Genomic DNA, 21,659 nt, shown 5'->3' on the forward strand with positions numbered 1-21,659 from the left:
AGGATGGCGCCGATGCTAAATTCCCTTGATCCTTTATATTGGATGGAGAAATAAAAAATGTCTTTCCATAACTCTCCCCGCCTTGCTGTCAGTCTGTTCATCTCACTGATCAGTCTCGAGGGCGCCTGCGCGACACTGAACAGCGGCTATTCAAGCCGCTCAATTCACCTCCGCTTCTCCATCTCCATCGCAACAGCACCCGTAACTGCCTGAATTCTTCCGGGTTTATTCCATCTGGAAGGATTACAATACTGCGCGAAAAGTACCGGCTCCACTGTCGTGGAGAGGCGTCTGTTTTATCGATTTTCAGGGGTCTCAAGTCGAGCACCGTCAGATAGGGGGCGACGAAACTGCTGCCAAGCAAGGCACAGGCGATCTGCCTTCCATCCTGGGTATTCAGGGTGAACACCATTTCATCGGTTACTTCGAGGCCGGAAACGGAATCCGGCGAGCGCAACAAGGCGTAGCGCTTCAGGTAGAAAACAAGGCTGATGATGAGCAAAGCGGAGCCCGTCAATTTGGCTGAAAGGGGCAACATCAGGGGCCACAACAATACAATAGCCACAAAGTGCGCGAAGCTGAGGACTATTCCTAATCTACGGGAGGGTTTCAGGTGGACGACGAGGGAAGGCGCGGGGCGTTGCACAACGGGTTGCATGTTCTAAAATATTGATGAGTTTGTTATCTCAATGCGGGCAATTTGCCGCCCAGTTGGAGTGTATGCTTTATAATTAACTTTTTTCGCGCATTCTTCGAGCAATATCTGCCTTTACATGAATCCTGTCTGGCACTCCTACCTGCAACGCCGTGGTGCGATTTTTCGGGAAGACTGCATTGTCAGCTACGGCAATGCTGCTGCCGAACTTGAGAGTACCCGATCTGCCAACGTGCTGAGTGATCTTTCTCATTTTGGCCTGATTCACTTTTGGGGAGAGGATGCGGAAACTTTTCTGCAAGGACAATTGAGTTGCGACATAAGGCATGCCACTGCTTCGGCAGCTTCCTATGGAAGTTATTGCAATCCCAAAGGCAGAATCCTCGCGACTTTTCTGATTTGGCGCGCGACCGATGACAGTTATCTCATGCAGTTGCCTGCAATCTTGCTCGCGGGGATCCAGAAGCGCCTTGCCATGTATGTGCTGCGGGCCAAGGTCAAATTGGCGGACAGCAGTGGAGCGTGGGTCCGCATAGGTGTTGCGGGCTGTCATGCTGCTGCCCTGTTAAGGAAAATCCTGGGGGAAATTCCTGTCGTGCCTCTGGGAGTGAGGCATGGCGAAAGAGGAAGCATCATTCGTCTTGCAGAGGATCGCTTTCAACTCCTCATTCTTCCGGAGCAGGCGCCCACCATATGGGAAGATTTGAGCAGGAATGCGACCCAGGTAGGGAAGCCCTGTTGGGACTGGCTGGAAATCCGGGCAGGTATTCCCCACATCCTGCCGGCAACTCAGGAACAATTCGTGCCACAGATGGTGAACCTGGATGCTCTCGGGGGGATAAGCTTTCAGAAAGGCTGTTATCCCGGCCAGGAAATCGTTGCCCGCACGCAGTATCTCGGCAAAATAAAGCGGCGCATGTATCTTGCAAATGTTCGTCCGGCAACGGGTGATCTGCCAATCGAAGCGGGGGATGAGTTATTCAGCGCCGACTTGGGGGAACAATCTGCGGGTATGGTAGTCAACCCAGCATCGTCCTCCGACGGAGGAACTGATCTACTGGCTGTCATTCAAACTAGCAGTGTCGAGGCAGGTGAAATTCACTGGAAATCGCTGGAGGGTCCCGCACTGGGAATTATGCCGCTACCTTATTCCGCGAATCAGTAAAGAGTAAAAAAGGTATGTGCTCGATTTTGTCATTATCAAATAGCAGCCTTTCTCTTGATGAAGCCCGCCTTGACGGTCAAACTCCCCATCAAAAAACCAGGCAGAAAGAACATTTCCTGTTACCTTGCGAAGCACCTTAGTACAAAATGCATTCCGGTACGCCCCACTGGCTTCCGGAGCAGAAAGGATATCTCGACAAGTTTTGCAAACTGCTACACCCAATCCCATTATTCCCGGCATTGACATCGGAGACGGGGGTGCCCTGCGTATCTGTAAAGGCCGCAAAGACCGTGGCGGCCTCCATGGCAACCTGCTTCAACTATCAGGATTCCGCCTCCTGTTCCATTTTTCCGGTTCGATTTGGAGCAAAGTATCGTCGCTCTGTTCAGGTATCTGGCAACTGCTTCTGTTGCTGATGCTGATGGCATCCACGGCCCACGCAGACGGGCTGGAGCTGGAGAAACGCGATATTGTTTTTTACTATGGCAGCAGGCCGCCTGTCGAAGACCTGCGCCATTTCGACCAGATCGTCATTCAGCCAAGCCAGATTCTGCCGCATGAGAAAACAGCACTGTTGAATCTGGATTCTTCACTCGTCTTCGCCTATGTCTCGTTTGGTGAAATCGCCCGCAACAGCGAAGATATGGCGCGTATCGATACGGATTGGTCGATAGGCGTCAATCCTGCCTGGAACAGCCTGGTAATGGACATGACCGATCCAGCCTGGCGCGAATATCTGCTGAAGCAGCACTTCGAACGCTTATGGCGTGACGGCTATCGCGCCTTTTTTCTCGATACGGTCGACAGTTACCTGATCGTGACCCCGGAAGGCAAACAACGCGAAGAGCAGGAAAAAGGACTGGTTTCATTGCTCGCGGAAGTCAAACAGCGTTTTCCAGGATGCAAGCTCATTCTCAACCGTGGCTTCGAAGTGTTGGACCGGGCCAGTCAGTATGCTGATGGTATGGTGGCGGAATCACTTTTTCAGGGTTTTGACCCGGTTAGCGGTAAACACGCCCCAACCAAGGAAGAAAACAGAAAGTGGCTGCTCGACCAGCTGGTGCGGGCACAAAACGAATTCAAGGTACCCATTACGGTGCTCGACTATGTCGATCCGGGAAACTGGGTAGAGGCGGAAAAAACGGCACGCAATATCCTCAAACTGGGATTCATGCCCTGGGTTGCCAATGGAGACTTGACGTGGCTGGGGCACGGGCGAATGCGCCTGGCTCCCCGCAAGCTGCTGGCTATCGTAAACGGAACACCTGCGCAGCAGATGGAGCACGATCTGTTTCGGCGCGCTGCCATGCCACTCGAATATCTTGGCATGGCGCTCGACTATTGGTACGTCGATCAGCTTCCCTTGCCGATTGAACCGCTCGTCGGGCGGTATGCCGGGATTATCGCGTGGCTGGGGAACGACAGCGCAAATGGCACCGAACGGTATGAGAGTGTCTGCGCACGGCTGCAATCAGAAGCGAATGCGGGGCTGCCGATAGTGTTCATGGGTTATCTGCCTGCGGGTGTTGCGTGCCGGAATCTGCTGGATTATCAGGGTGAATTACAGCCGACGACCGGCATACTGAAACTCGATGGCATTAACGAGCGCCTGGGACGCCCTGAGTCCGCTCCGGTTATCGGCAGCGGCACGCCCGATGTGCGGGTTCGAGATCGCAATAACGCATGGCTCACTTTGAGCAGTGCTGACAAAATATTTCATCCGATTGCGGTGACGAGCTGGGGCGGTTATGCGTTACATCCCCATATCCTGAGTGAAAGCGTCTCCGGGCGCCACGAATGGCTGCTCGATCCTTTCGTTTTTTTCCAGGCGGCGTTGCGTCTGCCGGTGCAGCCGGTTTTTGACATGACAACGGAAAACGGGCGACGCCTGGGGATTATCGAGGTGAGGGGAGACCGCCTGTTTGCAAAGGATGAGCAGGGTGTGGAGGCGATCGATCGGCTTAGGGCCTGGATGGAAAAAAATCCACTGCCGATAACATTGGGTGTCATCGAAGCGGAAGTGGCCACCGAAGAACAGCGGAGCAAGCTGCGCCAGGTAGCCAGTTTGCCTCAGGTTCGTCTGGCGAGCCATACTTACAGCCATCCCTTTTATTGGGGGGTATTCGAAGGTAAGACAGATGCGGATCAGCAACCCTACCGTTACAGTGTATTCATGAAGGATTACGCGGCGGAAATGACGCGCGAAACGGGCGGCACTCTTCCATTCCTGCATACGATGGCACCGGATTCTCCTCCGTTATTGATCTGGTCCGGGGATGGCAAGCCAGGACCCGCTGTGCTAGCAGCTGCGCAGAAAGGCGGGCTGCCGCATTATGGCGGAGGGGGGCTGCATTGGCAGAGCGGACAGATATCGCTTGCAGACCTTGATCCCGCACTTCGTCCGACTGAATGGGGTATTCAGGTGATGACGCCACTGATTGCCGAACCTCTGTTCGCGCAACTCTGGTACGGCGAAGCTCTGAATTTTGGCAAGGTTGGCGAGTGGAACCGCGAACTCGACCTTGCGCGCCGGTTGCGTGTTTCGTCCATATCAATTCATGCCGATGCATTCCTGAACGAAAGGGGGAGGGAGCTTCTGGAGCAGATGGCGGAGGCGCAGCGGAAGGAAAATGTGCTCGGCATCTGGGTCGATGAATACGTTACCCGCGTGCGCGCGTTCCAGACCGCGAGCATCGCACGCGATCTCGATGGCAATTGGTCTCTTTTCGGGGATACGCTCAGAACAGTGCGATTGCCCCCGACCGAAATGACGCCGGAAATCTCCAGCGATGTAGTCGGATATAATGACCGCAATGACAACCGCTACATCTACCTTGCCCGGAATCACGCAATCCTGAAAGCCGCCCAAGGTAAACGGAACGGAAATCCGGGACTGAGATTGATCGAGGCCAGTGCGCCCCTTAAATCCTGGCATATCAACAATGATGGTTCCGCCACGCTTTTATTTGAATCGGGGGGGCGTCTGGCTCCCTTGACTGTCACGGCTCCCGCTTCCTGCGCCTTGAGCATAAATGACACAAAATTGACGCCGCAGGCGAAGGGTACACATTCCGTTTATACAGTTCCAGGAAACCTGACAGCGGGAAAATTCCGGCTTGAGTGTTGAAACGCAACGCGAATCTCTGCTAAACGCACCCGCGTTGCTGTTCATGAGCGCGGTAGTTCTCATTGCCTTCTGGGTATTGTTTCCGCGTCAGCCCGCATTCAGAGATCCAGTCAACCTGTCAGCAAAAGATGCTTTGTCAGTAGCTTATCTTCGCGTTCTCGTGCAGTCCGATCCGCGTAACGCCCCCCTGCGCCTGTCGTTCGTACAGGTACTGACGGAAGCGGGCATGACCGATGAAGCCATTCTTGCCATGGAACCCCTGCAGAATGCTCCCGAGTCAGGGTTGACTTACGAGATTCGCCTGGCAGAGTTGAAGCTGGCGCTGCAGCAGCTTTACCGACATCCCCCCCGGGATGTCGAGACATCACTGCGAAGGCGTATCGGGGAGCTGGTCCCTGCATTGTTGCGCTTGGCTGACAATGACAAAGAGTCGAATCAGGTGGTGTTGCTGGCAGAGCAGTTTGGCGAACCCTCGGTCGTAGCGGAAACCTTCGAGCAATTGGCTGGCATGCAGAATGAAACCCGGCAGACAAAATCCCGCTGGCTGGCTTTTGCTGCCAAACAACGGCTTGCAGCCGCACAACCCAGAGTTGCAGCACGAAATTTCTGCCAGGCTCTCACTTTCGAACGAATAGCCAGGAAGAAAACAGAATTGGCGAAAGCCTGTTTAGGCGCCTATCTTCAGGCGGGTGTCGACCGGGAGGCCTTGAAAGCCGCGATACAGATCCTTTCCGCTTATAGCGGACCAGCTGATGTCGCAGGTTCCGGTAATTCCGGCGCGGTTGCCCCCTCCAGCGCGGACGCGCAGCTGCTGCTGCTAGCGGCCGACGTTGCCCAGCCGATGGGTGATCGTGATCATGCATTAGTTTGGCTGGAGCAGGCAAGTGCACATCTACCTGCGGATCAGAAGCTTGCGGAACGTATTGTCCGGTTACAGGTTTCGATGGGTCTCCTCAGCGAAGGTCTTGCCCGAGCGGACGTGCTGCGCGCTTCTCTGATTCCTGGAAGTGAACGTCAGCGACTGCTTGCCCATTTGTATGACTGGAACGGTCAGGCCGATGAAGCGCTCGCCTTGTGGTTGTCTTTTGCGCGCCATAAGGCTGATGAGGAGGCTGAAACCCGGGCCTTTGCACTGGCTCAGGCAAAGCCGGATAATGAGGCGATTGTGCAGCTTCTTGAGGCAATCATGTCCCGCCGCAAGCTGACGGCTACCGAAGCGGGAGCTTATGTCAAAGCAGGTCTCGCTGTTGCACAGCCGTCTCGTGTGGAAAAGCAGTTGCGACGTCACGCGGAGCGATTCGACAATCCTCCGCCCATACTTAACGCACTGGTGGAGGTTCTTGTTCTTCAGGGCAAACCGGATGCAGCGCTCACGTTGTATGAAGATATGCCGGAAATACAGGATGGGCGGCAGAGACTTGCATTGGCGAAGCTATATGAGGAAGCCGGCAATACGCAAAAGAGCTTTCAGTTGCTGCTTCGGGATATCGACTCGCCGGATCCCGCTTCTGCAGAAGAATACTGGCTGCTGCTGGCGAAAGTTTCCACGCAACTGGGGCAGGATGCATACGCCAGCAAAGCCTACGAAAAGGCGTTGATCCTTCGCCCGGACGACGTGGAAATTCTGGAAAACCTGCAACGTCTGGCTCTACGTCATCATGATGATAAAAAAAGCGAGCGGCTTGCGCATTATGGATGGGAAAGATTGAAGCGCATCGAGGACTTGCAGCGCCTGATGCGTTTTTCCTGGAAGCGGCGGAATTGGGAGGAACTGGATCACTGGCTCAAGGTTGCGGAAAAACTTCCTTCCGCAGGGCAGGCGCCGGATTACTGGTATTTCCAGGCGATGCGCCGAATGGCGCATGGGGAGCAAAGCGCTGCACGTGATGCGCTGCAGGAGATCCTGAGATTGCAGGCTGCAGATCCGGAAGTTACCGAAGCTATGATCTGGCTATTGCTGTCATACGAGAAAATTGATCGTGTACTGCTTGATTCCGTCGTTGCCCCCTATCGTGCCCAGTCAGCCAATCAGTCCACGGTCAATCCGGCCTTAGCCGAAGCCCTCGCGGCAGCGGAGCAAGGTTTGGGCAGGTCGGTTCAGGCAGCCGCCTGGTTTTTGCGATCGCTTTCGACCCGGCCCGGGGATTTTCTCTGGATATTGACGCTGGCGGATAATATGGAATGGGCGGGTTGTCCGGCTCACGCCAATTATGCCCGTTTGCGGGCGCTCGAAATATTCGCTTCAAAGCAGAATTCCCAAATTGAAGTGAAATATCCGCCACGCCTCGCCGAATACTTCTTCGGATCAAAGTATCTCCCAGCCAAAAGGGATGATACCGAGGATGCAAAGAAACAGGAGGAATTACAGTCGATTCGGAACCAATGGGGCTTTGGAGGAAAACTGGATAATGCCGACTATTTCGCATTGCGTAGAGAGGTGGAACGACTTGAGCTGTCACAATGGAAAAACTTTGCAAAGGCAGTCAGGAACAGGAATGAGCGTGAAGTGGCGCGGCAGTTGGCGCTCGTTTCGGAACACCTGAAGCGTCAACCTGCGGCCGCCTCACATCCGGACATGCTCCCCTTATCTATAGACGATGTGGATCGCGCGAATCGCTGGTTGGCGGGCGAACCGGAGCCCAACCCGAGCGATTTGGCGACGGAGCTGGATATCTGCCGCGAGACGCTGACCAAGATTCGGGAATTTCCTGCAAACAGTGAGCCTGTAAAGCGATGAAGAAACCCTGGCTGGAAGGTATAGAGGTTATCGATGTAAACACCCCCGTATCTGCGTGGGGCGGCTGGTTTGAAACATTCGTTATAACTGTTGTTGTAATTGCGGCATCATTCATTACCCAGCAGGCTGACCCTTTCCGGTTGAGTGGCGGATTCCCGTGGGCAGTGCTGGCGCCCCTGTTCGTGGGGTTACGGTACGGGTTTGTCTTTGGTTTTGTCAGCGCCCTGCTGACACTCGCAGTGCTTGGCGTTGCCATTGATCAGCAATGGCAGGCAGCGAAGAGTTTTCCGCTGCCTTGGGCGATAGGCGTTGTGGTGGTAGCGATGGTGGCTGGGGAGTTTCGTGACATGTGGGGGCGTCGCCTGCACCGGCTGGAGGGCGCGTATCAATACCGTGCCGAGCGTCTTGAAGAATTCACGCGCAGTTACCAGTTATTGCGTCTGTCGCATGACCGTCTCGAACAGACCGTTGCCAACAGCGGCTTTTCCCTGCGTGAAGGCATCATGCACCTTCAATCCACCCTGGATGCCATCGATGGATTGACGGAAAGCTCGCTGCAAAAGCTTATTGAATTTGTGGCGGAATATGGTGCATTGACTCAGGCCTGCATCATCGGGATTACTGCCGACCGCATTGATACTTCCCACGTTCTGGCCTGCGTGGGAGAGCGATTTCCCATCGATGTGACTGATCCAGTGCTGAGAATGGCGCTCGACAGCGGCGAACTGGCCACGGTGAATCTTCTGCAGGATTCAGGGATGGATCAGGCCCAGCTTCTGGCTGCGGTACCTTTAGCCGACTCCATCGGGGAAATAAATGCCGTGCTGGCAGTGCGTTCCATGCCTTTTTTTTCGTTTCATGAAAGCAATCTCAAGCTTATCGCCGTGCTGGTGGCGCATGGCGTGGACCATCTCCGTTTCGGAACAGCGAGGCCATCGGTTCTTCGGTTTATTGCCTCATTTGAACGGGCATATCAGGATTTTTCGCGCTTCAGGCTCGATACGGCACTCCTGAGATTATCCGGAAATCCGGAGGAGATGCGGAGCATTCACGAAAAGCTGCGGTTTTCGATTCGTGCTATCGACTTTATCTGCCTTGCGCGTGAAAAGGAGCAGCATGTCGTCTGGGTAATGTTGCCCCTGACGAATATTACTGGCACACAGGCATGGGCGCAGCGAGTAACAGATATTCCCGCAACAATCGCGCAGGAATGGATGTCTATCAACGAAATTGATCCGCAAAGGATCCGTTCCCTGGAGCAGGTGTGATGCGTCGCATGTATCGCCTGCGTGCATTCTCGGGAGTGACTGCTGAAGTAGTGGCTGTTCTCCTGGTGTGGTTGAGCGCGGATGAGGCGCTTGCGGATTGGCAGGAAGGCGCGCTGCTGTTCACGGCGGCTGTATTTCACTCTGCTTCATCCTATTACCTTGCGCGCATGTTCTGGCAGTCGTTGCCGCGTCGCTACAAACTTCCTCCTCGCAGGAGTCTGGGGTTGCTGTTTACCTTTCTATGGATTCTGCCGGTTTTCGGGGCGCTGGGCGTGCTGTGGAGCATAACACGTGCATTGAAACGGCCCCGGACCCGTTCCGCGAAGAATGTAAAGATTATAGTCCTGCCTGAGCTGCCTTTTTCACCCCCTGTCATTTTCCCTGTTCCCCCTTACAGCCAGGGGGCTCTGCGCCAGATCGTCCATTTTGCCGAGCGCTCACTCAAGCGGTTGAAAGCGGTGATGGCAACACGGCACATGGCGCCGAGAGAAGCCATGGAGGTCTGGTCGAAGGCTACTCGCGATCCGATCGATGACGTAAGGCTGCTTGCCTATGCAATGAAGGATGCCCATGAAAAGAGGCTCACCGACCGTGTCCTGGCTTTAACCGAAGCACTGCCACACCTTCCTCCACGAGCACAAAATGCCTGCCGCAAAACGATCGCCGCGCTGTGCTGGGAGCTGGTATATCACAAGCTGGTACAGGGTGCTGTCAGACAGCATTGGCTGAAAAACGCCCGCGCACAAATGGAGGCTGTATTGACCTTGCCATCCATTCCGCGGCGCGACGTTCCCTCTGCATCTGTATCGGCTCCCGTGGGGACTGCATCCGAAGCATCTCTGGCATCGTCCAAACATGAGAGGAGTGAAGCGTCCTCTCTATCCGGGGGCGGGAACGCCGACAGTTGGTTGTTGTATGGTCGGATTTTATTGGAATCAGGTGAAGACGTCCTGGCGAGAAAGGCTTTTGTCAACGCACAAATCCATGGCGCGGATCAGCAACAACTGTTGCCATGGTTTGCCGAAATCGCTTTCCGGGAGCGGAAGTTTACCGAGGCAAAGCGCTGTTTATCGGCGCTTGCACGTGTTGGGGAGAAGGGGCGGGAACTGGCCCTGGTAAGAGCGTGGTGGAATAAATGAGCATGATCCAGGCAGGAGCGGAGAAGCCTGCGATGGTACGGGCAGCAGGATCGGTTGTGGAACGGGTGGCGGATATAGCCCTGCTGCTGGAAGGCACCTATCCTTATGTCCGTGGCGGGGTATCTTCATGGGTCCACCAGATCATAAACGGTTTGCCGGAATTTACCTTCGCCGTGATCTTCATAGGGGGTCAGAAGGAAATGTATGGACCGGCGCAATATCAGTTCCCGCCGAATGTGACCCATGTCGAAACGCACTATCTGCTGCACCGCAGCCTTGGGAAGCCGCATGCCCGCAAGGGCAATCGCCAGGCTTTTCAGGAAATGGAAGATCTGCATGCCATCATGCGGCAGCCTGGGAAATTGGCTGAAGGGAAAATGATTGATGCATTTGCGCGCCTGGGCGCCAAAGGCGGCATCAGCCAAGAGGATTTTCTGTATAGCGAAGCTTCCTGGGATTATATTACCCGACAGTATAAAGAGCGCTGTACCGAGCCCTCGTTTGTGGGTTATTTCTGGGCGATACGAGCAATGCATGCGCCCCTGTTCGTGCTGGCCGATATCGCGGCTGGGCTTCCGTCGGTTCGGGCAGTGCACGCCATTTCGACCGGTTATGCAGGATTGCTGGGCGCGATGATACGGCTGCGGCGAAATATTCCTTTTGTGCTCACCGAGCATGGTATTTATACCAAGGAGCGGAAAATCGATCTGGCCCAGGCTACCTGGATCCATGATCACAATGACGATGTATGCAATACGCTGCACGATGAAATGGGGTATATCCGCGGTCTCTGGATCAGGTTCTACGAGCAGCTCGGGCGTATGGCGTACGCGCAGGCCTCACCCATTATCAGCCTGTATGAGGGGAATCGGTCGAGACAGGTTGCCGATGGGGCAGCCCCGGAAAAAACACGGGTCATTACCAACGGAATCAATGTGGAACGTTATCGGGTCGCACTCGAAAAAAGACCGGAAAAGATTCCACCGGTGCTGGGACTGGTCGGGCGCGTGGTACCGATCAAGGATATCAAGACGTTCATCCGGACATTGCGGATGCTGGTCAAGGAGCGTCCTGACGCGCAAGGATGGATTGTCGGTCCGGAAGACGAGGATCCGTCGTATGTGAATGAATGCAAGGAACTGGCCGAAAGTCTCGGCCTGAGGAATCATCTCAGATTCATGGGCTTTCAAAATATGCTGGAAATTCTGCCCCAGCTTGGCCTGATGGTACTGACCTCGATCAGTGAAGCCCTGCCGCTGGTAATCCTCGAGGCTTTCGCCAGCGGTGTTCCCTGCCTTGCCACGGATGTGGGGTCCTGCCGGGAGCTCATCGAAGGAGCGGCCGAGCAGGATCGGGCACTGGGGGCAGCGGGTAGTGTAGTGCACATTGCCGATCCCGAAGGCACGGCAAAAGCAGCGCTCGAACTGCTGAACAACCCGGAGAAGTGGCGCGCTGCGCAGCAGGCGGGGCTTGCGCGCGTGAAACGCTACTATGACGATCAGCTCATGTTTTCATCTTATCGGGAAGTCTACTCGGGAGCCCTGGGCGTACCGCGGCATCCGAGTAGCGAACTGATGTAACTATATGGCCGGCATCGGTTTCGAAATCCGCAAAATCCTGGAGCGCGACAATTACTGGTCGGTGTTGCGTGCCTATGGTTATGCCGGCCTGGTCAGCGGTGGTCCCTGGGTGCTCTCAATTCTGAGCATCATGATGATAGGCGTTCTTGCCGTCATGCTGGGTGTGGAACAGCGCGAGGTCAACGCCTTTCAGATCTGCGTTACTTACATGATGGCGGGTTCGCTGATCTGGACCGGGGGTATGCAGCTCATGTTCACACGGTTCGTCGCGGACCGGACTTATGCCAATGACAAGGCAGAGGTGCTGCCCAATCTTTTCGGCGTCCTGATGTTGACCATGGCGGGTGGCTTTACGTGGGCAGCGCCCTTTATCTTCTCGCTTTTCACGGGACCATTTTTCCAGCAACTGTTGCTGCTGTGCAATTTTATTGTGCTGAGCGGGATGTGGATTGTCCTCATTTTCCTGTCGGGGATGAAGGCGTATGGGCGCATCATCTGGACCTTGGCCAAGGGTTACTCCCTGGGAATTGCAGTCGGACTCCTCGCATTTCCATGGGAACTCAACGGCCTGTTACTTGGCGTGCTGACCGGTCACGGCTATCTGCTGTTTTCATTCCTGCATCATATCGTGCGGGAATATCCCGGAAATTCTCTGCTCAAATTTGACTTTCTCGATCGAAGCCGGAGCTTTTACAGCCTGTTTGCGGTCGGCACGCTCTATTACCTGGCGGTGTGGATCGACAAATTCATCTTCTGGTTCGTGCCCTACACTTCCGAGGCAGTCATCGGTCCATTGCGCGCGTCCATCATCTACGATCTTCCCATTTTTCTGGCATATCTATTCATTCTGCCGGGGATGGCCGTATTTCTGGTGAGCATAGAAGCGGATTTTGCCGAACAGCACGAACGTTTTTACCGTGCCGTGCGTGAAGGCGACACGCTGATGCATATTGAATACAGGCGTGACCGGATGGTGTATGCTGCCCGGCAGGGTATCTACGAAATCTTCAAAGTGCAGGGTCTGACGGTGGTGCTGTGCCTTCTGTGGGGCAGGGGCCTGCTGCAAACCATTGGCATATCCCCGCTCTACATTCACTTGTTTTATATCGATGTGGTTGCAGTCAGTGTGCAGGTGCTGCTGATGGCGATACTCAACATACTTTTTTATCTCGACGCCCGGCGGGAAGTACTGATCGTTACGGCATGTTTTTTTATAACCAACCTGCTGTTCACCGTTGCCACGCTGCAACTGGGAGCCGAATCCTTCGGATACGGCTTTGCGGTATCGGTGACGCTGTCCGCATTTCTTGGTCTCTTCATCCTCTCGCACAAGTTCAACCGGCTGGAGTATGAAACATTCATGCTGCAGGGTTAGCCCGCGTCTCTCAAAAATACCAAGTGCATAGCAGCCCAAATTATGACATAGTCATTTTACGGGAATGACTCGAATCATGAAATGGAGAGTCTCGCCCGTATGGGCGCCGACGCCCAGCACCGGATTTTGCGCCATCGATAAACTCTCCTCGCGCCACGCCGTGCAATGAGCGCCTCCGCTTCGGTCAGCACTTCCCCTCCAGCACTTCCTCCTCTCATACGGACTTCTATAACTGTCCACATTTTTTGACTTGGTGATCAGGTCTGCAGTATTCACAAATTCACCACCTATCCATCATAGTTCTCTTACAACGAGTGTGGTAATTTTGATTCCACACTGGCCGTTGGCATCCCTTAAACGTATGCCGATCAGTCGAAGAAAGACCACTGTGGAAAGTGTCGCGTTTAACCGCTGAATCGATCATCCGCACTTCATAATCGCCCGTCTATCAGCCGTTGCAGCGTGATAGCACGCAGCTGACGCTCTCGGTGTGCGAGTTACCTGTTTATCTTGGAAGGGGGAAAACTTGAAAGCTCATCGCCATGCAACTCACCATCCATACGATTGACGTCGGGCAGGGAGAAAGTGCGCTCGTGGTTGCGGCAGACGTGGCAGCCGGGCGACACCGGACGATATTGATCGAGGGCGGACTACTCGGGTATGCCGAGACAGTCCACAACTTTATCGATCCCATCCTCAGGGGTTACGGTTACTCCCTCGATCACATTCTTGTCAGCCACTACGACAAGGACCATTCAGCGGAAGTCATAGGACTCCTGAATGCGGACAACATGCGCGTCGTAAGCGAAACCATTTCGAACGCGGTGGCAAATGCGGCGCAATGGGCTGCAGCAGGCACTCGCCCCCAGCAAATCGCCTGCGGAGCCGTGGCCGCATCGGCAACGATCCTCGGAGCTTGCGAACGGAACCTAACCCAAATCCTGGCAATGTGCCAGGCTGTTTTTCCCCGGGCTGCCGGGAAGACAGACGACGAAGCGGCGGAGCTTGGATTTAACTATGCGCTGGAGCATACCGACAAGGTTCAGAGCTTTCCCGCTCTTGAAGTCGGCAAAACTGGAAGACGCAGAAATATTGCAAAAATATCCGCGGTCGCTGCGGCGATTGCCATCGCGTCGGGAAACAATCCGGCTGCCGCAGCCTTCGGCGCCATCTTCCTCCTGATTGCCAAAACACTTCCCAATCAGCTGCGGCTCGATACCGGCGGCCGATACTGCAACGTCCATCTTATCGACATCGAACAGCCAATCTGGCCATTGCGATCTGCCGAGACATACGCCGGCACGGCGCTCGGGCAGCACATAACGAAGGACGAGATTTTCAGGAACAGCGGGAGCGGTACGGCTCTCTCTTCCCCCCATTCTCCCGGAATATTCTGCCGGGTGATCAGCTTCTGGGTTTGGCAAGGGATGGGCAGTAATCCTGTTCAGACTGTCTGGAGACGCAAGGCGGGAGACTGCACGTCCAACCTTGTAAGGATTTGCAAAAGAATTGCCTCATCCTTACGTGCAATATTCTAGGTAGATGAATTTTTTACCGAAGGCATAAGAGAGAACATAGTATGAACCAGATCGTAATTATGGCGCTGCGGAAACCTTACACCTTCGTGGTTCTTTCCATTCTGATCGTCCTATCTGGAATCAGGGCGATGCGGCATACGCCGACGGACGTCTTTCCCACTATCAAGACGGCATGAAAATGGTCACTAAATTATCCATCGTTCTAGGCTTAATCGCCACTCTGGTATTGAGTGGATGCCAAAAACACGAGACACATGAAGAAATGCCGCACTATGCGGCAACCACACCATTCCGTGAAGACACTTCCATCCTGGAACCCTATGTCTGTCAGATTCGTGCCATCAGACATATTGAAGTCCGCTCTTTGGAAAAGGGCTATTTAACCCATATTTTTATAGACGAAGGGCAATGGGTAAAAAAGGGACAGCCCATGTTCAAAATCATGCCCAACGTCTATCAGGCAGAACTTCTAACCGCGGAAGCCGAAGCGCAAAATATGAACATCGAATACCTCAATACCAAGGCCTTGGCTGATAAGAATATCGTATCACCCAACGAATTGGCTTTGGCAAAAGCAAAATTAGATAAGGCCAACGCGCAGGTGAACTTGGCGAAAACCCACTTGGGGTTCACCGATATCAGAGCACCTTTTGATGGGATTACGGATCATTTGGCTGTTAGGATCGGCAGCCTTCTGGATGAAGATGATTTGTTGACGGAGCTGTCTGATATCGCCCACTTGTGGGTCTATTTCAACGTCCCGGAAGCTAAATATCTGGATTTTATAAGGCGCGAAAAAGGCAAAACCAATGAAAAAGTGCAGTTAAGGATGGCAAATGGCGAGATTTACGATCATACGGGGGTTATCGAGACAATTGTAGGTGATTTTTATAATACCTCCGGCAATATTCAGTTTCGTGCCTTGTTCGAGAACCCGGACAGAGTTCTCAGGCATGGTCAGACAGGAACAATCCTAATGACCGTACCTTACCCGAACGCCATGCTCATCCCTCAAAAAGCGACGTTCGAAATCATGGATAAAATCTATCTCTACGTCGTCAACAAAGAAGAAAAAGTGGAGCAAAGGCTTCTCCAGATAGAGGCCGAATTGCCCCACATGTTTATTGTTAAAAGCGGCGTGAATGACGGCGAGAGGATTTTGATCGAGGGTATGCGCAAAGTTAGTCCTGGAGACAAGGTTATGATCGATTTAAAGCCACCCCAAGAGGTTCGCTCAGAGTTGATGAAATTGTATACCGAGTAACCTTTTAGTCAGGATTAAGCCATGTTTGGTATTTTTCTCAAAAGACCTGTGCTGGCGATCGTGTTATCGCTGTTGTTCATATTCATGGGCTTGTTGGCAATGAAATCATTGCCCGTTTCCCAGTTTCCGGATATTGCACCGCCCCGGGTCACGGTTTCAGTATCGTTTCCCGGTGCCAGCGCCCAGGTACTGGTGGAATCGTCCCTGATCCTCTTAGAACGCGCTATCAATGGCGTGCCTGGTATGAGATACATCACTTCGGATGCAACCAGCGCCGGAGAAGCGACCATTCAAGTATATTTCAATTTAGGCGTCGATCCGAATATCGCGATGGTTAACGTGAAGACGCGCGTGGATCAGATGATGAGCAGGCTACCCGTACTGGTGCAGCTGGAAGGCGTGATTGTAAACTTCGTCCAGCCCAGCATGCTCATGTATGTCAACCTCTACAGCAAAGACAAAGACGCCGATCAGAAGCTTTTGTTTAATTATGCCTATGTCAATGTTATTCCGGAGATTCAACGCATTACTGGAATTGCCCAAGCAACGATATTGGGTTCCCGCCAATATGCGATGCGGATTTGGATGAATCCGGAACGGATGAGAGCCTATGCCGTCTCGTCAGAAGAGGTGATGAAGGCACTGGCGACTCAAAGCATTATCGGACGACCTGGTCGGCTGGGCCAAAGCACAGGCATGCTCGCCCAGTCCAAAGAGTACGTGCTGGTTTATAAAGGACGCTTTAACAAGCCGGAAGAATATGGGGACATTATTCTCCGGGCTGCTCCAACAGGCGAGATTCTGCGCATTAAAGACGTTGCCAAGGTCACTCTGGACAGCGAGTTTTATAATATTTTCTCCGATAAGGACGGATTCCCTTCCGCGTCCATCGTGCTGAAGCAAAACTACGGCAGTAATGCCCAAGTAGTCATAGAGAACGTGAAGAAAAAACTGGAAGAATTGAAAAAATCCTTCCCGGAGGGCATGGACTACGAAATCAATTACGATGTGTCGCGTTTCGTTGAGGCGTCCATCGACCAAGTGCTGCACACATTGGTGGAAGCCTTCATTCTGGTCTCCTTGGTGGTTTTCATTTTCCTTGGCGACTGGCGTTCTACCCTGATTCCCGTCCTCGCGGTACCGGTTTCGCTGGTCGGAGCATTTGCCGTCATGTCTGCGTTCGGGCTTTCCATCAACCTCATCACCTTGTTTGCCTTAGTGTTGGCTATTGGTATTGTGGTCGATGATGCCATTGTGGTAGTGGAGGCAGTGCATGCAAAAATGGCAGCCGAGCATTGCACCCCTTATGAGGCCTCCCGAAAAGTGTTGCAGGAAATCGGTGGCGCCATTATAGCGATTACGCTGGTCATGGTATCAGTGTTCGTCCCTCTTGCGTTTATGCCAGGACCGGTCGGGGTGTTTTATCGACAGTTCGCTATCACTATGGCGTCGTCGATCACTATTTCAGCAATTGTGGCTTTATCGCTCACCCCGGTACTGTGTGCCATGATTCTTAAAAACACTCACGGCCAGCCGAAACGGAGAAACCCGATAAACATTTTCATCGATGGCTTTAACTCTGTTTTCGAAAAGGTCACCGGCCGCTACGTCAAATTCCTGAATGTCACGGTCACCCGGCGCCTTGTCACGCTTTTGGTATTGGTCGGGTTTGGCTTCGGCATTTTCGCGGTCGATAAAGTCTTGCCTTCCGGCTTTATTCCCGGCGAAGATCAAGGCATGATTTATGCGATTATCCAAACACCGCCCGGGTCAACCATCGAAGTGACCAACAAAGTGGCACGTGAACTGGAAATAATGGCCGCAGAAATCGAAGGCGTACAATCAATTTCTTCCTTAGCCGGCTACGAAGTACTCACCGAAGGCCGTGGATCAAATGCAGGGACTGTTGTTGTCAACCTGAAAGATTGGTCGCAACGTAAACATTCGGTAACTCAAGTCATCCACGAGTTGGAGGAAAAAGCCCATAACCTAGGTGCGACCATCGAGTTTTTTCAACCGCCCGCAGTGCCGGGATACGGTGCGGCATCGGGTCTGTCGTTTCGCTTGGTGGACAAGACGTTAGACACGGATTACTTCGAATTCGATGAACTTAATAAAAAGTTCATGGCTGCGATGCGTGAACGTAAGGAATTGACCGGCTTGTTCACTTTTTATGCGGCCAATTATCCGCAATACGAACTGGTCGTCGACAATAGGCTGGCCATGCAAAAAGGGGTTACCATCGAAGACGCGATGAATCACCTGGACATCATGATCGGCAGTACTTATGAACAGGGCTTTATTCGCTTCAATAACTTTTTTAAGGTCTACACCCAGGCCGCGCCGGAATTCAGGCGAGCCCCTGAAGATGTGTTGAAATATTTTGTGAAAAATGATAAAGGCGAGATGGTGCCGTACTCTGCCTTCATGACCATGGAGAAAAAGCAGGGGCCCAACGAGCTGACGCGTTATAACCTCTATAACACGGCGGCGATCCGGGCTGAGCCCGCACCCGGTTATACCACTGGCGCAGCTATCAAGGCAATCGAAGAGGTCGCGGAAGCCACTTTGCCGCGAGGTTTTGAAGTTGCCTGGGAAGGCTTGACATTCGACGAAGCCCTCCGGGGCAATGAAGCAGTGCTGATCTTCGCCGTCGTTATCCTGTTTGTCTATCTGGTGCTGGCCGCACAATACGAAAGCTTTGCTTTACCCTTGGTCGTGTTATGTTCGCTACCCCCTGGTATTTTCGGTGCCTTTTTATTGTTAAAAGGATTAGGGCTTGCCAATGATGTCTATTCCCAACTGGGAATGGTGATGTTAATTGGCTTGCTCGGCAAAAACGCGGTACTGATTGTCGAGTTTGCAAGCCAGAGGCAAGTCGAAGGAGGCATGACGGTCAAAGAAGCGGCGATTGCGGGCGCAAAAGAGCGTTTTCGGCCGATTTTGATGACTTCCTTTGCCTTTATAGCCGGGTTGATACCCCTAGCGATGGCTACGGGAGCTGGAGCGGTCGGCAACAGGACGATTGGTACCTCAGCACTGGGTGGGATGCTTACCGGTACCGTGTTTGGCGTCCTCGTTATTCCAGGACTTTATTATATTTTTGCGAAAATGGCAGAGGGTAAAAAATTAATTCAAGGTGAAGACCTTGATCCTCTAGCCGAAACTTATCATTACGGCCCGGATGACAATGAAAAATAAAACATTTCGGCTTATGGCTTTAGTCGTGCTGGGGCTGCTGTTGCAGGGTTGTATTCCTAAAGTAGCAATCAAAAAAGCAGATGTGCCTCTTCCTGCTACTTTTGAACCGGACGTTTTTGAAACGACCAGTACGGCGACCGTCATGCGGAAGGATTTTTTCGATGACCCTGCCTTATCAGATTTGCTAGAGATAGCTGTTGCTAATAATAAAGAAATTAATATTATGCTGCAGCGCATCACCATTGCACAAAATGAAATCCAAGCGCGTAGAGGCCAATATTTGATGCCATTGGTAGGTATTCGTGCTGGCGCAGGCGGAGACAAAGTCGGCGAGTTTACGCGCTTCGGCGCTATCGAAGAGGAACTGCCATTAGCCGGCAAACACTTTCCTACGTTTCTTGGCGATTTTCGATTTGAGCTATTTTCAACTTGGGAGGTAGATATATGGAAAAGATTGAGGAATGCGAGAGAAGCGGCTGTGCTGGAGTACATGGCATCTAAAGAAGGTCAAAATTTTTTAGTGACCAACCTGGTCGCTGACGTTGCTCATTCGTACTATGAATTGCTTGCCCTGGACAACCACCTTGAGAATTTAGAGCAAAATATCAGGATTCAGGAAAATGCGTTGGAGATGGTTAAACAACTTCTGCTGTATGCAAGAACAACTGCACTTGCGGTCAAACGTTATGAAGCAGAAGTGGCAAAAAACAAAAGCAACATATACAAAATTAAACAGGATATTACGGTTGTTGAAAACCGGATCAACTTCCTGTTAGGGAGAACGCCGCAGCCTATCCAGCGTGCTTCCAGTAGTTTTATGGAGCAAAACCCCAAAGTACTCATGACAGGTATTCCGTCGCAATTGCTACAAAACAGGCCTGATATTAGGCAAGCGGAGCTTGAGCTATCGGCAGCGGAATTAAACATAAAGGTGGCCAGGGCAAATTTCTTTCCCACCTTTAACATAAACGCCGGGGTAGGATTTGAAGCTTTCGCGGTTAAGTACCTGTTCAATACCCCACAATCATTGGCAGCCGCTGTTGCCGGAGAGCTAGTAGCTCCAGTGATCAATAGGTACGCTATCAGAGCCGAATATAAAAACGCCAGTGCCAGGCAAATTCAGGCAGCTTATGAGTATGAGCAAAGTATTATCAATGCTTATGTGGAAGTAGCGAATCAAATTTCAAACATCGATAAGCTCAAAAAAAACTATCAGTTCAAGACAAGCCAGGTGGAAGCGCTCGTCCAATCAATTGATGTCGCTAGCCAGCTATTCAAATCTGCTCGTACGGACTACCTGGATGTGCTATTGACACAAAGGGATAGCCTGGAGGCCAAACAAGATCTAATTGAAACGCAACAAAAGCAATTTGACGCAATGGTGGATCTTTATAGATCACTTGGTGGCGGTTGGCAGTAGAAGGATGAGAGGAAGGAGCGGTTCAAAAAAAGGCTCTGTTGCAAAAAATAAGAAGGGAGGTGCCCTATTGTATTTTTCAGGACAGATCCTCAAATGTCCGATTTCAAATGGCGTCATTTTCGTGGGGAGTTGATTCCGGGTTATGTCAGGTGGTATTGCAAAATGCGGGATCAGCTATCGTGATCTGGGTGGAAATGATGCTGGAACGCGGTCTTAAGGTGGATCATACGACGCTCTACCGTTGGGTTCAGCATTACGCGCCGGAAATGGAAAAGCGCCTGAGGTGGTATTGGAAATCTTCCATGGGCTACAGCTGGTGAGTGGATGAAACCTACGTGAAAGTAAAAGGGGAATGGACGTATCTCTACCGGGCACTTGATAAAAAAGGCCGTACGATTGATTTCTATCTCTCCGCTACTCGCAATACCCAGGCTGCCAAACGTTTTCTGGGCAAGGTCCTGAAATCCATGAAACCCTGGGCCCACCCCGGTGCTATCAATACCGACAAGGCACCCGCTTACAGGTCCGCCATTGCCGAATTAAAAGCGGAAGGAAAGTGTCTGCCGGATACCGTGCACCGACAAGTCAAGTACTTGAACAATATTGTCGAAGCTGATCATGGCAAGCTCAAACGCGTGATAAACCCGGTGCGGGGCTTTAAATCGATGAAAACAGCCTACGCCACCATCAAAGGTTTCGAGCTCATGCGAATGTTCAAGATAAAAGGAGGTTTTATGGAAATAACAATTCTAAGGCTTATGACTTCCATGAAGGTAATCCTAATTGTTGCCGCCGTTTGGCTCGCGGCACCCCTTGCGAAAGCTGACACATGGCGTGGCACCGCACCTTTCTGCGATGGACAATGCCTGCCAAATGAGCGAGAGGTTCAAAGAAGCGAGTGCGGTGACGGTGGATGCTGTTCGACAGGTAGTAAAGCCTTATGCGCAAATTTAGAACCTACCTGTACCCCTGCGCAGACAAATGTCTCATGCTATGGAGTTGTGCAAGTTTGCGACAATGGCTATTACTCAGCCCCTGACAGCGTTTGGCACAGTTGTTCCACCTATGCTTGTGGAGTTTGCTTTGGATTTGATTGGCCGATTGCAACAAAGCCATTATCCCGATAATAGAGCCGAATATAGTAATAGATCAGTCAACCGCCTATTTCTTTTTTCCTGCGGCTCGCGCAA

At 52.4% G+C, this 21,659-nt stretch carries 13 protein-coding genes and 1 pseudogene; 13 read left to right on the forward strand and 1 reads right to left on the reverse strand.

The window, feature by feature from the left end; all coding sequences use genetic code 11:
* Positions 1–109: 109 nt before the first annotated feature.
* Entirely contained in the window at positions 110–658 is a 549-nt protein-coding gene (locus tag BMW46_RS12595; RefSeq protein ID WP_074709017.1) for a protein YgfX, read from the reverse strand.
* Positions 659–773: 115 nt separating this feature from the next.
* On the opposite strand from BMW46_RS12595, the gene ygfZ reads away from it, so the two are divergent.
* The 13 genes and pseudogenes from ygfZ to BMW46_RS12655 all read left to right on the forward strand — a co-directional run.
* Entirely contained in the window at positions 774–1,820 is a 1,047-nt protein-coding gene (gene ygfZ / locus BMW46_RS12600; RefSeq protein WP_074709018.1) for a CAF17-like 4Fe-4S cluster assembly/insertion protein YgfZ, read from the forward strand.
* Positions 1,821–2,022: 202 nt separating this feature from the next.
* Entirely contained in the window at positions 2,023–4,947 is a 2,925-nt protein-coding gene (locus BMW46_RS12605; protein ID WP_256377059.1) for a bifunctional glycoside hydrolase/polysaccharide deacetylase family protein, read from the forward strand.
* On the forward strand, positions 4,937–7,684 hold the full coding sequence (locus BMW46_RS12610; protein ID WP_074709020.1) for a tetratricopeptide repeat protein: 2,748 nt from the start codon (positions 4,937–4,939) through the stop codon (positions 7,682–7,684). The genes BMW46_RS12605 and BMW46_RS12610 overlap by 11 nt, the downstream gene beginning before the upstream one ends.
* The gene (locus tag BMW46_RS12615) at positions 7,681–8,952 is read left to right on the forward strand and encodes a protein PelD (RefSeq protein ID WP_074709021.1); all 1,272 of its coding nucleotides are present in this window, start codon (positions 7,681–7,683) and stop codon (positions 8,950–8,952) included. The genes BMW46_RS12610 and BMW46_RS12615 overlap by 4 nt, the downstream gene beginning before the upstream one ends.
* Positions 8,952–10,091 (forward strand): protein PelE, encoded by a 1,140-nt coding sequence (locus BMW46_RS12620; RefSeq protein ID WP_074709022.1) that lies wholly within the window; start codon positions 8,952–8,954, stop codon positions 10,089–10,091. The genes BMW46_RS12615 and BMW46_RS12620 overlap by 1 nt, the downstream gene beginning before the upstream one ends.
* A complete protein-coding gene (gene pelF, locus BMW46_RS12625; protein WP_143121464.1) occupies positions 10,088–11,671 on the forward strand; it encodes a GT4 family glycosyltransferase PelF in 1,584 nt (527 codons plus the stop codon). The genes BMW46_RS12620 and pelF overlap by 4 nt, the downstream gene beginning before the upstream one ends.
* Positions 11,672–11,675: 4 nt before the next feature.
* Complete coding sequence (gene pelG / locus BMW46_RS12630) at positions 11,676–13,046, forward strand: exopolysaccharide Pel transporter PelG (protein ID WP_074709023.1); 1,371 nt, start codon at positions 11,676–11,678, stop codon at positions 13,044–13,046.
* A 542-nt stretch (positions 13,047–13,588) separates the two neighbouring features.
* Positions 13,589–14,584 carry a ComEC/Rec2 family competence protein gene (locus BMW46_RS12635; RefSeq protein ID WP_074709024.1) on the forward strand — a complete coding sequence of 332 codons (996 nt, stop codon included), beginning with the start codon at positions 13,589–13,591 and terminating at the stop codon, positions 14,582–14,584.
* Between the two features lie 41 nt (positions 14,585–14,625).
* On the forward strand, positions 14,626–14,760 hold the full coding sequence (locus tag BMW46_RS15610; protein ID WP_143121465.1) for an efflux RND transporter permease subunit: 135 nt from the start codon (positions 14,626–14,628) through the stop codon (positions 14,758–14,760).
* Entirely contained in the window at positions 14,757–15,848 is a 1,092-nt protein-coding gene (locus tag BMW46_RS12640) for an efflux RND transporter periplasmic adaptor subunit (protein ID WP_368086241.1), read from the forward strand. Before BMW46_RS15610 ends, BMW46_RS12640 begins: the two co-directional genes overlap by 4 nt.
* A 21-nt stretch (positions 15,849–15,869) precedes the next feature.
* Positions 15,870–19,049, forward strand: coding sequence for an efflux RND transporter permease subunit (locus BMW46_RS12645; RefSeq protein ID WP_074709026.1), 3,180 nt, complete (start codon positions 15,870–15,872; stop codon positions 19,047–19,049).
* Positions 19,033–20,469, forward strand: coding sequence for a TolC family protein (locus BMW46_RS12650; protein WP_139176891.1), 1,437 nt, complete (start codon positions 19,033–19,035; stop codon positions 20,467–20,469). The genes BMW46_RS12645 and BMW46_RS12650 overlap by 17 nt, the downstream gene beginning before the upstream one ends.
* Before the next feature lie 93 nt (positions 20,470–20,562).
* Positions 20,563–21,188: pseudogene (locus tag BMW46_RS12655) on the forward strand (IS6 family transposase); the annotation flags it as partial.
* Positions 21,189–21,659 lie beyond the last annotated feature (471 nt).

Origin of the sequence: Nitrosospira multiformis (assembly GCF_900111585.1) — a bacterium.
In the GTDB taxonomy this organism is placed as follows: Bacteria; Pseudomonadota; Gammaproteobacteria; order Burkholderiales; family Nitrosomonadaceae; genus Nitrosospira; species Nitrosospira multiformis_B.